Consider the following 13,588-nt stretch of genomic DNA (forward strand, 5'->3'; position numbering starts at 1 on the left):
GGAATAAGATGACTATTAAAAATTTAGATCGTCCGATAATCGAAAATAAAGATCAACAAATTAATAATGTAAAAGAGGCGCTTGAAACAGGTGATGCACAAGCGGTAGCGGCACGAATTGTCGCAAATATGGAAAACAATATGCAACATTTTCAAGATATGATGAACGATGTAATTAATGAAGCACAACAAGCAAAAAATGAAAATTGGGATGCTCAAGTGTTGGCCTCTCGCGGTGTGCGTGTTTTAACAAATGAAGAAAAGAAATTTTATAATGCATCAATTGAAGTTAAATCATTTAGCGAAACACATCAATTGATGCCGCCCACTGTTTTCGAACGAGTTTTTGAAGATTTAGAAAAGGAACATCCGTTACTTTCTCTTGTTAATTTCCAAACCGTAGGAGCAAAGACACATTGGGTTGTTAGAAAAGAGGGCACTACGACAGCGTTTTGGGGTGATGTATGTGACTCAATTAGAGAGATGATTGACGAAGGTTTTGAAACAATTGAAGAAGGAATGTACAAACTTAGCGGATTTTTAGTTGTATGTAAAGCTATGTTTGAACTAGGTCCTGAGTGGTTAGATAAGTATGTGCGTGCATTTATGAAAGAAGTTGTAGCAGAAGAATTAGAAAAAGTTATTGTTATAGGGACAGGGAAAAAACAACCAATTGGTATGATCAAAGATTTAAAAGGATCAGTAACAGATGGTATTTATCCAGATAAAAAGAAAGTCGTTTTAGAAGACTTTACTCCTGTAACAATCGGTAAAAAAATCTTAGCTCCTACTACTAAAGGAGGAACGAAACGCTATACAGGGGTAACGCTTATTGTGAATCCTTTAGATTATGCAACAAAATTTTTCCCGATTGGTGCAAAACGTAAAGATGATGGTACTTGGACATATGATAATTTTGGAGTGCCAGGTTTAACGATGGTCCAGTCGCCAGCCGTCCCATTAAATACAATGATCTCTGGTAAACCGAAAGATTACTTTATGGGAGTTGCTTCAGAACAACGTTTAGAGTCAGACGATACAATCCGTTTAATTGAAGATCAACGTTTATATCTCGTTCGTCAACTCGCAAATGGTCGTCCGTTAGATCCTGATTCGTTCACTGTATTTGACATTACAGCGCTAGAAGCGAAAGAAGGCACTACAACGCCCTAATCCATCCTCTCCTGTTGAAGAGAGGAATTATTCAGCATTAACGAAGGTAGAGATTCAGTCTTTATTAGATCAAAGTGCTATTGAATACAAGTCCAATGCAACAAAGGCTGAACTTATCACTTTATTAGAAGGGGATGCGAATGGATGAGCTTTTGAATGAACTAAAAGATGTTCTTAAAATCACCTGGAATGAAGAGGATGCTAGTTTAATAAAACTTTTGGAAAAAGGAGAGGCGTATTTGTTGGGTTTAACAAATGCGTCTTTTGATTTTTCAAAGGAGCTAACCCCGAAAGATTTGTTGTTAGAACGTTGTCGTTATGTTTATAACAATGCAGGTGATGAGTTTGAAAAAAATTATAAAAATGAATTATCCAGGCTTATTTTAGATGTGGCTTTAGGAAAAGTTGGTGTAATCAATGGTTCTTAAATCGTATAGAGAAACCTTAAATGACGGATTTCTACAATACGGATATAAAAAAACAGAGCGTTCAGAAGAGGGCAAAAGAATAGGTGAGAAGTTTCATGAAGAAGGGAAGCTTGCCTATAAAGTGATGTCTTTACGGGACAGTGATTACAAAATGGTGGGCGTTTTAACAACGGGATTAGATGTAAAAGTTAAAACACTGTATCCACCTTCCTTTAGAAAAATAAATAAAAATAAACTTAAGGTATTAATGGATGGAATCGAATATGACGTGATTAAAGCGGATTATGATTCTAACAAACAATACCTTTTCTTTTATTTGCAGCAGGCGGTGAAATCTCGTGAATGAAAAATCTAAAAAGCTTATGAAGGAGCAGAGAAGTGGCATTAAAAAAGCCCTTGAAGACGGATTTAAGCTTTTAGTTGTTGAGGATGAACTAGCAGAAGATGAAGAATCGCAGTTAACAGAAGAGGGATACCACTGTTTTATTTTAGAATATGGTGAGTTTCAACCGTCTTCTAATGAGCGTACAATTTCTCAAAGTATATATGTCAGTTATTTATCGGAAAATCAATCGAATTTAGATGAGCAGGTCATTGATATTATTTCGTGGGTTGGCAAGGTGAAAATGGTATCCTTTGTAGTTTCTAAAAGCGATCGCCTTCAAGTGAAAGATACAGATCGTTTTATTGATCGTGTTGTTTTTACGTTTAAGAGGGTGATTCCAATTGAGTGCATTTGAGCTTGATTATGAAGCGATAGAAAAGCTTGAAGAAAAAATGCGGTTATTACCAAATAAGATGGAACCTACAATCAATACCATCCTCCACACGGACGGTATACGAATTGCAATAGAAGAGATTACAAAGCTTATTCCGGTATCTCGTTCTAAATGGAGTGTTCGAAATAAAACCCATGCCAAAGATAGCAACTGGTCAAAAAGCGAAAAGATGAATTTAGGTTTTAGGATATTAGCCCGTGGTGGGTCAGCTAATAAAAAAGGATCGTTTGGTTATCTAGTATTCCCGAACGAAGGAAGGGGTTCACATAATCCCTTAGAACAACGATTTGCGGAGCGTGGGATTGTAAACGCTAGGCCAAGAATTTTAGGAGAGCTACACAAAGGTGTAGATAAAGTATTGGAGGAGGAATTTTAAATGGTTAAAGTAATTGAAGAATTTGATTCCGTGTCGATTGCGAATGCAAGTATTCAATTTAAGAAGAAAGGAACGCAAGAGCCAGGAACAAAATTTGGATGTGTAGGATCAATTGAAGGTGAACCAGAAAACAAGGAAATGAAAAAAACATGTGGTGGCGTGACTTTGAAAAAGAAATCGAAAACCACGGAACTTAAAGTTACTGTTTCAGCGCATATTCCTGTTAAAGTAGCAAGAGATTATTTTGGTTTTAATACAACTGGATTAAAGCCGGGTGTATGGGCGTTCGGTAGTGATTCAAAGGGATATGATTTTGTGTTTACGGCTGATGTAGTAGATGAGTTTCAAGATGTTGTAAAACTTATTGCGTTTCCAAATTGCTCAAACTCTACTGGCTTTAAATTTGCTATTGCGAATGGTGAGGAAGAATTGGCAATGATGGAATTAGAATTCTCGGCCTTACCAGATGATTTAAATAAATTCTATTATGAAGCGTTCGTGGATGAATTAGCAGATGCAACAGTCGCTCAAAAATGGCATACACAATTTAATTCAGCTCTAGTGAAAGGAACAACTTCAGCTTAAAGCCTTAGTTTCATATAGGGCTTTTTCTTTTGGATTTAAATGAGAAGAAAATGAAAGTGAGGAAATCGCAGATGAAAGTTCAAAAAATAACATTAAAAGAAGTGGAATTTAAAAAAGTAGATGGTGAGTATGAAAAGAGTTTTGTTAACGAACAGGACTATCCAGCATTTTTAACAAATTATGCTTTGAAAAAAGGCCAAGAAGAAGGGCTTATTACTAGTTCGATTATTGCTGATATTGTGAAATTCCAAGCATTAGATGGATTAAGAAATGAGGATAATAAAGATTTATCAGCTTTAGAACAAATCGATCAAACAAGTATCCATAAGGTAATTTATATGGCGTTTAAAGGCGCAAACCCAAAAGAGAAGTTAACATTTGATGATTTCTTACAGAAGTATCATGATTCATTAGCAGAATCTATTGAACTATATACGAAACTTGTTGTGGATGTAATCAGTCAAGATCCAAATCAATTTGCGATAGCGTTCCAAAAAAGTACAAATAGCGGCGGTAATGGTGAAAAAAAGTAAAAAATCCAGACATAAAAATCGAATGTGTGGAGGATAAATACGTCTTGTATTGTCTAGTCTCTGGAATAGATCCAGAGACTTTTTGGCATGAGCCAATTTCGTCTGTTGAGCGTATTTACGCAGGGATTACAGCGTTTGAAGCATGGCGTAACAATCCCAAGTAAAGGTAGGTGAGAAAATGGCAAGAAATAATTCGGAAGTTGAAGTTATATTTAAAGCGCAAAATAAAGATTTTAATGATGCTATGAAGGGCATGAATCAGGAAACTAAAAAACTTCGTCAAGAAATGAAATTGCAAGAAGAGCAGATGAAGTTAAATGCTACTGATTCAGAAAAACTACAAGCAAAGCTTCAAAACCTTTCCCAACAGTATGCAGTTGCACATAGGGCTACGCAAGCAACGGCTGAACATTTACAACGTGCTAAAGAATTGTACGGAGAAAATTCTACTGTTGTAGCAAAGTTGGAATCAAAGTTACGAAGCCAACAAATAACAGAACAACAGTTAGCGAATAGTATTAAACAAACTTCTGAAAGTTTAAAACAGGCGAGAGATGCTGAACAGGAAAGAACAAGCGAAACAGCTAAGGCAGCTCAAAAACTGAAAGAGCTAAAAGGACAGGAAGAGCAGTTGCAATCTTCTCTTTCTAAGTTGAATGCTCAATACGAGTTACAAAAAGCAACGCTTGGTGAAAATGCTTCAGAAATAGAAAAGTTACGTTTGAAAATAGATAATCTTGGAGAGCAACATACTGTTGCAGCTAGTAAAGTACAAAATTATCAAAAACAGTTAGATCAAGCCAAACAGCAGTATGGCGAAAATGCTAGTGAAATCCAAAGGTATGAAACGCAGCTTATACAAGCTCGGACAGCAGAACAACAGTTGCAGAATCAATTAAGTGTGACGAATAGAAGTTTGCAGGAACAAGAAAATGCAACGAAACAATTAAAGACATTCTTTGATGCGACTGAAACGAGTGTAGACCATTTTGCAAATGCATTAGGGAATAACCTTACAAACGCAATACGAAACGGTACGGCGACAGCCAGGCAGTTAGAGCAAGCGATTAAAATCATCGGTCGTGAAGCATTAGGTTCAGAAGCAGATATTGAAAAATTACAGCGATCTCTTCGTTCTATAGATGATGGGAACTCATTACAACAAGTTCGAAATGATTTGAGGGACCTTTCACGAGAAGCGGAGAGAGCATCGCACAGTTTCAAAGAATTAGATATTGGTTTAGAAAATATTCTAGGTGGATTAATGGCTGGTGGTGGTATTTCAGGAGCCATTGAGCAAGCACTTGATACCTCTAAATTAAAAACAAAAATTGATGTTTCTTTTGAAGTTCCAGCATCCTCTAAAAAATCAGTAGAAGAAGCGGTTCGCGGTTTAGAAGCTTATGGTGTTGATGTGGAAGAAGCACTTGAGGGTACACGTAGACAATGGGCATTAAATCAAACTGTCAGTGATAAAGCTAATGCTTCCATTGTAAAAGGAGCAGGAGCCATTGCAAGTGCCTATGCAGGTATAGATTTTACTGAGTTAATTCAAGAAGCGAATGAAATCGGTAATGAATTAGGAATAACTAGTGATACGGCTTTAGGTCTAACAAATCGTCTGTTAAAAATCGGTTTCCCTCCTGAGCAATTGGACATTATCGCTGAATATGGTGGGCAGCTAACACGAGCAGGTTACAATGCTGAAGAAGTACAAGCGATTATGGAGGCTGGTGTTGATACAGGTACCTGGAATTAGAGTATAGTTCCCTTGTATGGCGACATACAATGAAAAACTCCTTTAATTCAGTGGAACTCTCAAATGAGACAATACTGAGCGAAGCCTTTTAATTAAGGAACGTGCAACGACTAGTCGAGAGACGTAGGGTGTAAGCAAATGACACTCGAAACGGGGAGCAACTCAAGTAGTTGAAGATATAGTCTAATCTATACGGTGACGTATAGCAGTTCATAAGAACGGGCGTGACGTTGCGAATCACGTTGAATATAAATGATTGATAATCTCTTAGATGGACTGAAAGAAGGCCGTATTAAAGCGGCTGAATTTGGTCAAGGTGTCGACAAGTCTATGAAAGAAGCTCTTGAAGGCACTAAAATTTCGGCTGATCAGTTAGAAAAGTGGGGGCAATCTGTGGCTAAAGGCGGTAAAGAAGGTTCGGCAGCTATGACAGAGATTGCTAAAGCATTGGCTAGTATTGAAGATGAAACAAAGCGAAATGAGATTGGTGTTAAGCTTTTCGGAACGATGTATGAAGATCAAGGCCAGAATATCACCAATACACTTATTAGAGCTCAAGATAAAGTTATAGATTTAAACAAGAATCAAGAACAACTAAATGAAATGATTAAGAAAATGGATGCCAGCCCAGCTGTAAAGTTTCAAAAAGCTATGAACGACTTGAAAATGGCACTTGAACCTGTTTTGGGAGTCATTGCTGATGTAATAAGTGCTTTTGCGGGCTTCGTTTCGGAACACCCAGCGTTATCAGCAGCTATAACAACAATTGTAACAGCGCTCGGGATTCTTGTTGGAGCATGTATGGCGTTAGCCCCAGTATTTGTCACCTTATCCAGTATAGCTGGTATATTGGGTGTGAGTATTGGGGCTGTTGCTGGTCCAGTTGCATTAGTAGCAGGTGGAGTGATAGCTGCATCGGCGGTTATTGCTGGATTGATTATTTGGATGAGAAATTTATGGCAAACCAATGAAGGGTTCAAAAATAGCATTACGAATGTAATTGAAAGCGTTCAAAACTTTGGACACGCATTATCTTCACTAGGTAAATATCTATTCTATACGGCTGTTGATGGAGATTATTTAAATGATTGGATTACTCATTTGCCAAAAGGATTTCAAGATGCGGCTGAAATGATAGGATTGGCAGTTAGTAAGATACGTGAAGCATGCCTTCATCTTTTTGATGCAGTAAAAGCGGTCTTTTCGGGAGATTTTAGCCAGTTAGGTGAAATTTTTAAGATGATTGGCCCTACAATCGCAGGAGCAATTATTGGTGGGCTTCCTGGTGTGCTCGTCTCGGTATCTCGTTATTTACCAGCTATAGCGGAGTATTTGAATGCAAACTCAGGGATTATTCTTGAAACTATTACAAATATTTTTAACAATATAGCTAACTTCGTAACAACAGTATTACCGCAATTTTTTGAAGCGGGATCACAAATGATTTCAAACCTTGTGAATGGTTTGGTTGTAGCAGCTCCAATTATGCTTGAAGCCATTGTTGGGATTATAAACACAATTTCACAGATGATTGCTACCTATCTCCCTATGATTGTTCAAATGGGAATACAAATCATTCAAACTTTAATTTCTGGAATTGTACAAGCCTTACCTACTCTGATAGAAACAGGACTTCAATTGATTCTAACTTTAATAAACGGAATTATGCAGATGCTTCCACAGTTAATCCAAATAGCTGTAACAATTATTCAAACTATTATTAACGGAATCATGTCATTTTTACCTCAGTTAATTGAAATGGGAATAAATTTATTAGTTTCATTAATTACAGGAATCACACAAGCTTTACCAATGATTGCTTTAGCGATTATTACAGTCATTACAACTTTAATTGAAGCCATTACAGCGAATTTACCTATGATTATTGAAGCTGGTGTTAAGGTTTTAACTAGCTTAATAGATGGAATCATTAAAATGCTACCGCAACTTATTGATTTAGCGATAAATCTTATAACCAAAGTGGCGGATACTTTATTAACAAACTTACCTAAAATAATTGAATCCGGTGTAAAGATTTTAATGGCCATTATTGATGGTATCGTACAAGTGTTACCACAGCTTATTAATGCAGCATTAGATTTAATTGTCAAAATAGCATCCACATTAATTGCAAACTTGCCGAAGATACTGGAAGCTGGTGTGAAAATTTTACTTATGTTGATTGCTGGGATTGTAAAGGTGATACCGGAATTAATTGCAGCCGCATTAAAGCTAATTGTTACTTTAGCAGGAGAGTTAATTAAGAATCTACCTAAAATCCTTGAAGCTGGTGTTCAACTAATTTGGGCTTTAATAAAAGGGATTGTCAGCATGGTAGGGCAATTAGGTTCGACAATTGTAACAGATATTGTACCGAAAATCGTTGACACATTAAGAAAAATCGATCTATTTAAGATAGGTAAAGATATCATAAGTGGATTGATAGATGGTCTAGGTAGCATGGCTGGTAAAGTGTTAAGTAAGGTGAAGTCTATAGGTAACGATATTCTTGATGGTTTTACTTCCTTCTTCGACATCCATAGTCCATCTCGAAAAATGAGGGATCAGGTTGGTAAACAAGTTGGTGCGGGGCTTGCTGTTGGTATGGAACAATCAATTTCAACAGTTCTTGCAGCAGCTAAAAACTTAGCGAATTCAGTATATTCAGTATTAGAAACAACATTAAATACTTTCAATAGCTCCACTGTAAATGACATGATGAATAACAATCCTCTTCGGAGTTATTTTGAAGCAATTTTATATGATGGAGATTATCTTAATGATTGGATTACTCATTTACCAATGGATATGAGAGATGCATTAAAAGCAGTTGGGAAAGAATTAGAACAGTTCACTCTTGATGGAGTAGAAGACGATAGTCCTATTGCGCGGTATATTCGTAGCATACTAGAGGGGGGAGACCCAGCTCAAGATATACTAAAAGAATTTAACAATTCGAATAAGTGGCTAGAAATTGGTAAAAAAATATCTGGTTTCAGAGAGCAAATTTTTAGAGATTTTTATAATGCTCCAAACCAAAAGACAAACAAAAGTAATGGGTTACAATCCGCACTTAATAATATTTCAAACATGGTTGATGATACTTTTAAAAAGTTGAATTTATATGGGATAAACAAACAAGATAACATCGCTTCTAATCTGTCAGCATTAGCAACAGGAGCAGTTCAACCGATTGTTCAACAAATTGATAGCGGTCCTGTAGAAATTAATTTTTATAACACAATTAATAATGAACGTGATGTTGATCGCATGTTTGAAAAAGCAAATGATTGGTTTGCTGAGCGTGGCCGTAATGTAAAAATAGGAATAGGGAGGACTTAAATTGCTAGACATAGGTATCGATAATCAGTTAGCAAGTGACTATGGAATATGTATGGTAGAACGCCCTGTTATTCCTACAGCAGAACAGGAAGTAGAACATATTGAAGTGCCGGGTAGACATGGCTCACTTACAAAAAAAGGAGCGTTTAAAGACGTCCCTTTAAAAATAAAGTTCAATATGCTTGAAGAAGAGAATATTAAGCCATTAGTTCGGCGCATGAAGGCTTGGTTGATGAATGGCAAGACACTATATTTTACAGATGATGATGTGTATCGGAAAATTAAACATGTTGTAGTAGGTGATATTGCAAATGAAATTGAAGAACATGGTGAGTTTGAAATCGACTTTACGCTTGATCCGTTTGAGTATACAGAAGATGCAAACATAATGTTGAGTACTCCTGGATCTATTTATAATCCAGGTACAATGGAATCAACTCCAATGTTGTTCGTTGCAGGGAATGGTACATTTCGAATTTTTATTAATGATGTTTCTTTTCAGATTAAAGATGTAAATGGTTCTGTTGTAATAGATTCAGAATTATTAGAGGCATACAGTGGTACAGTATCAATGAATGATAAGATGATTGGTGGTTTTCCAGAATTCCAAATAGGAGAAAATAAAATAGAGTGGTCAGGTGCTATTCAATTTATTTCAATTCAACCAAGATGGAGATATAAATAATGATTACTTTATATAAACCAAATGAAACAGATTTTACACATAACGGAATTGGTGTTTTAGATAAACATATTTATAGTGCAACTGTTGAGGAAGAACTCAACGGTTTATTTGTTTTTAATTTTAATTACCCTTTATTTGCTCCATATGGAACGAAGATTGACGGAATGAGCATCATAAAAGTTCCTACTCCTGATGGGGATCAGTTATTTCGCGTGGTGACTCCTAAAGTGAGCATGGGGGAAATCAAAGCGGTTTGTTATCACATTTTTTATGATTTAACGGAAAACTTGATTGAAGATATATTTATACAGCCCACAAATGGTAGTGGGGCTATGGCTAGGTTATCATCAGGTTGTCAGTATAAGCATCCTTTTACTTTTTATTCTGACGTAATGAATATATCCACCGCACGTATTGTTCGAAAGAATCCAGTGGAAGCAATGTTGGATACGAGTCAAGATAACTCATTCGTGAATCGATGGGGCGGGGAATTAAAAAGAGACAACTTCGATGTTAAGATGCTGAAAAGCCGAGGAGCTAATCGTGGAGTAGTAATAAGACATAAAAAAGATTTGTTAGGTTATGAAGGAAGTGTGGACTGGAAAAGCCCTACTACCAGAATTATGCCGCAAGGGTTTGACGGATTGTTATTACCAGAAAAATATGTAGATAGTCCACTGATTAATAAATATCCACATCCGAGAATACGAGTGATTGAATTTAATCATATAAAAGCAGCTATTGGTAAAAATGCAAATGATGAAGACGCAGTACCTGTAGAAGAAGCATATAAAAGGTTACGTCAAGCCGCTAAAGCTATGTTTGATATTCAGATGGTAGATCAACCGAAAGCGACATATAAGGTTGAATTTCAAGAGTTATCTCAAACAGAGGAGTATAAAGAATATAAAATTTTGCAGCGTGTCTGGATGGGCGATATTGTTACAGTTAAACATGAGGAAGACGGTATTGATATTCAAGCAAAAGTCATTGCGTATAAATATGATCCGATTAAAAAGGAATATATCAATATAACCATTGGTAACTTTAAAGAATCTTTTACAGACATGGCGGGTAAAGTAGATCAAATTCAACAAGATTTATCAAATATGCCAGGATCTTTACTCGATGCAGCGAAAGAAAATGCAACAAAACTAATCAATTCAGGATTTGGTGGAAATGTTCGTGTATATCCAGACCGAATTCTAATTATGGACACAAAAAATGAAATGACAGCTTCAAAAGTGTGGCAGTGGAACATAAACGGATTAGGTTATTCATCAAACGGGGTAAATGGTCCGTATGAAATAGCAATGACAAAAGATGGGCGTATTGTTGCGGATTTTATTACAACTGGAGTATTGAATGGAAATTTGATTCAAGGCGGAGAAATAACAGGAACTACTCTTAGAACTGCCAATGATTCTAATTATGTCTCTATTTCCAGACAGTTTATTAGGCTAATGGAATCGTATATTACTCGGATTTTCATGGGCTATTATATAAATCAAAGTAATGTCATGCAACCCACTATTGTATTAGGTGGCAACAATGATATAACAGCAACGCAGGGTGCAGTGTTAGTTTACCAACTCGAAAGTTCTCCAAAGTCAGGAGGAATCGGAATATCGAATGGATACCTAAATGGTGATCCGACAAGAGTCTATTTTTCAGCGGCTCTTGCGTTTAATCAAAATGGACATGCGGAACTAAAAGCGGATCAAAGCCTAGAACTAGAGTCAAAAGAATCCTATGCTTCTTTGAGAAGCCAAAATAATCTTTTTCTAGAAAGTAGAACAGGTGGTGCTTATTTCACTGCAAAAGAAGGGTTTAATTTCCGCCAAAATGGAGATCGAATTGTGGATTTGAAGTTGACACCTGGTGGAGATAGTGACATCGTATTTCAGAACATCTTATTACGGAATAACAGAAATTATGAAAGTACCTATGTGCAAGTGAAAAGTGGAGGAGGTACTTATTTCAATGGTGTTTTAGCAGCAGATTTTAAAGTATCTTCTAAAAAGAAATATAAAACGAATATACGTGATATTAAATTTGATGCGTTAGAGAAGGTAATGGGCTGGGAAATTAAACAGTATAACCTTAAGACAGAAGTAGCCGAGTTGTATGATATGCGTATGAAACGTAAAGAAAGAGATCCAATCCTTACAACAAAGGATATTACAACTCATTATGGAATTGTACTTCCGGATGAATCAAAAGAAAATGGTGTTGGCATATATGGAATGATTTCGCAGACTGTAAAAGCATTTCAGGAGTATGTAACTAAAACAGATGCTAGAATCGAAGAATTAGAGCCGATAAAGCCTAAAGGAAATATAAAACACAGAAAAAAAGTAAAACGTCAAAGAAGACCGCCTAGACGCGTGAAAAGGAATAGTTAGAGAGAGGTGTAGTCATGCGAAATGAGGAAATTATTATAGATTTAGCAGATCCTGTGTTTACCAAAACAATTCGTTCGAGGCAAAATGATAAAAACGGATTGAAGATTACTGTAAATGTAAGAGAAAAGGGGCAACTTGTTGATTTAACAGGGTATGCAGTAAAGTACGAAGCGATTAATCAAGTCGGACTGTTCGTTCGGGATGATGCCCAAATAGTTGATGCAAAGAATGGTGTGTTTTCATATACGTTGTCCTCGCAAGCTGTTTCCACATCGGATGATTGGACAGCTTATTTTGTGATGGAAAAAAGTACAGAACGAATGAGTACACCAGACATTCGGATTACATTAAGACGGGATGTAAAAGAAGGTAATATTAAAATCGAAAACTATATTTCTGAGTTTGAGATTATTAAGAAAACGTTAGACGAGTTACAGCAGAAATTAAATGCTATGGATGTTGTTAAGAAAAGTGGCGATACGATGCCTGGCAACCTCTTGTTTGACAGGGCGGGTATAGCCAATACTAACAAAATAGCATTCTCTACGGCAGGAGTTGAAGAGCTCAACTTCTACCAAACAGGGGATGGTTATTACGGGATTAGGGATGTTAAAGGAAATCAAGGCGTTTGGGATTATAATCGTAACAATAAAACGTTTAATGTTTCCGCTAATACAAACCTTGTTAAGAAAGCTGGCGACATCATAAATGGATTACTTGAATTTAAGATTGATAACGCAATTGTGCTGGGAAGTCGTTCTTATAAGACAGTCATTCACAAAGGGGCGCAGGGAGAGCTGATTTTTGCCCCTTCTACAAAGGAACAGGGGGATACTTGGGATTGGTCCAAAAGAGTAGAATTTCGAACAGATGGAACAATTAGACAAGCAAATGATACAGGTTGGATTAACCTTCCTACAACTGGGGTAGAGAATGTTGCTAATAGAGATATGAAATATAAGAGAAGTGGTGAAAACATTAGTGTAATTGGTTCAGTTCGAAATCCTCAAAATGAGGCAGTATTCGCTACACTACCAGTTGGATTTAGACCTGTACAGCACATTGCTTTTCCAGCACTGGCATATGGATATACACCCGCAGTTTGTGAAGTTACAATAAAACCTGATGGGGGGATTTTCGTGAATGGTGTTCCGAGCGGGAGTACTGTTCATATTGCAATGAACTTTTTAATTTAGATATTACAGATTAAGCGTGCATAAGCAGGCTTTTTTATTTTGTATAAAATAGGGCTTTTATTTGGAAAGGAGTTGAACCAATGCCAGAGCAAAAACATGATGATTTTAAAGAGCTATTAGTAGGATTAACAAGGGTAGAAACAAAGTTAGACACACTTGGTAACGTTAAAGATGTTGCGATTGAAGCGCAGCAGTCAGCGAAAAGTGCTCATTTACGAATTGATCGATTAGATAAGTTAGTATTTTGGATTGGTACTACAGTAGTTGGAGCTATTATCACTGGTGGGATAATGGCTCTTTTTAAATTCGCAGGAAAGTGATCGTATAT

The 13,588-nt window shown here is 36.5% G+C and carries 13 protein-coding genes; all 13 read left to right on the plus strand.

What is annotated here, in order from left to right:
* Positions 1-8: 8 nt before the first annotated feature.
* The 13 genes from MKY21_RS13000 (at position 9) to MKY21_RS13060 (ending at position 13,580) form a co-directional block, all read left to right on the plus strand.
* Complete coding sequence (locus MKY21_RS13000; protein ID WP_341076444.1) at positions 9-1,172, plus strand: phage major capsid protein; 1,164 nt, start codon at positions 9-11, stop codon at positions 1,170-1,172.
* A 140-nt stretch (positions 1,173-1,312) separates the two neighbouring features.
* Entirely contained in the window at positions 1,313-1,600 is a 288-nt protein-coding gene (locus tag MKY21_RS13005) for a hypothetical protein (protein ID WP_033693053.1), read from the plus strand.
* Positions 1,590-1,946, plus strand: a complete 357-nt coding sequence (locus MKY21_RS13010; protein ID WP_033693052.1) for a phage head closure protein — start codon at positions 1,590-1,592, stop codon at positions 1,944-1,946. Before MKY21_RS13005 ends, MKY21_RS13010 begins: the two co-directional genes overlap by 11 nt.
* A complete protein-coding gene (locus MKY21_RS13015) occupies positions 1,939-2,340 on the plus strand; it encodes a hypothetical protein (protein ID WP_229172752.1) in 402 nt (133 codons plus the stop codon). Before MKY21_RS13010 ends, MKY21_RS13015 begins: the two co-directional genes overlap by 8 nt.
* Positions 2,327-2,755 (plus strand): hypothetical protein, encoded by a 429-nt coding sequence (locus tag MKY21_RS13020; protein WP_033693051.1) that lies wholly within the window; start codon positions 2,327-2,329, stop codon positions 2,753-2,755. The genes MKY21_RS13015 and MKY21_RS13020 overlap by 14 nt, the downstream gene beginning before the upstream one ends.
* Positions 2,756-3,340, plus strand: a complete 585-nt coding sequence (locus MKY21_RS13025; RefSeq protein WP_033693050.1) for a hypothetical protein — start codon at positions 2,756-2,758, stop codon at positions 3,338-3,340.
* A 71-nt stretch (positions 3,341-3,411) separates the two neighbouring features.
* On the plus strand, positions 3,412-3,873 hold the full coding sequence (locus MKY21_RS13030) for a hypothetical protein (protein WP_000867962.1): 462 nt from the start codon (positions 3,412-3,414) through the stop codon (positions 3,871-3,873).
* Between the two features lie 178 nt (positions 3,874-4,051).
* Entirely contained in the window at positions 4,052-5,632 is a 1,581-nt protein-coding gene (locus MKY21_RS13035) for a hypothetical protein (RefSeq protein WP_341076452.1), read from the plus strand.
* Between the two features lie 507 nt (positions 5,633-6,139).
* Positions 6,140-8,974, plus strand: a complete 2,835-nt coding sequence (locus MKY21_RS13040) for a hypothetical protein (protein ID WP_341077910.1) — start codon at positions 6,140-6,142, stop codon at positions 8,972-8,974.
* A 1-nt stretch (position 8,975) separates the two neighbouring features.
* Entirely contained in the window at positions 8,976-9,659 is a 684-nt protein-coding gene (locus MKY21_RS13045) for a distal tail protein Dit (protein WP_033693004.1), read from the plus strand.
* Positions 9,659-12,064 carry a phage tail spike protein gene (locus MKY21_RS13050; RefSeq protein ID WP_033693047.1) on the plus strand — a complete coding sequence of 802 codons (2,406 nt, stop codon included), beginning with the start codon at positions 9,659-9,661 and terminating at the stop codon, positions 12,062-12,064. Before MKY21_RS13045 ends, MKY21_RS13050 begins: the two co-directional genes overlap by 1 nt.
* Positions 12,065-12,078: 14 nt before the next feature.
* A complete protein-coding gene (locus tag MKY21_RS13055; RefSeq protein WP_341076456.1) occupies positions 12,079-13,260 on the plus strand; it encodes a BppU family phage baseplate upper protein in 1,182 nt (393 codons plus the stop codon).
* Between the two features lie 80 nt (positions 13,261-13,340).
* Positions 13,341-13,580 (plus strand): hemolysin XhlA family protein, encoded by a 240-nt coding sequence (locus MKY21_RS13060; RefSeq protein ID WP_001115042.1) that lies wholly within the window; start codon positions 13,341-13,343, stop codon positions 13,578-13,580.
* Positions 13,581-13,588: the final 8 nt, after the last annotated feature.

Origin of the sequence: Bacillus sp. FSL R9-9497, from assembly GCF_038005805.1 — a bacterium.
In the GTDB taxonomy this organism is placed as follows: Bacteria; Bacillota; Bacilli; order Bacillales; family Bacillaceae_G; genus Bacillus_A; species Bacillus_A cereus.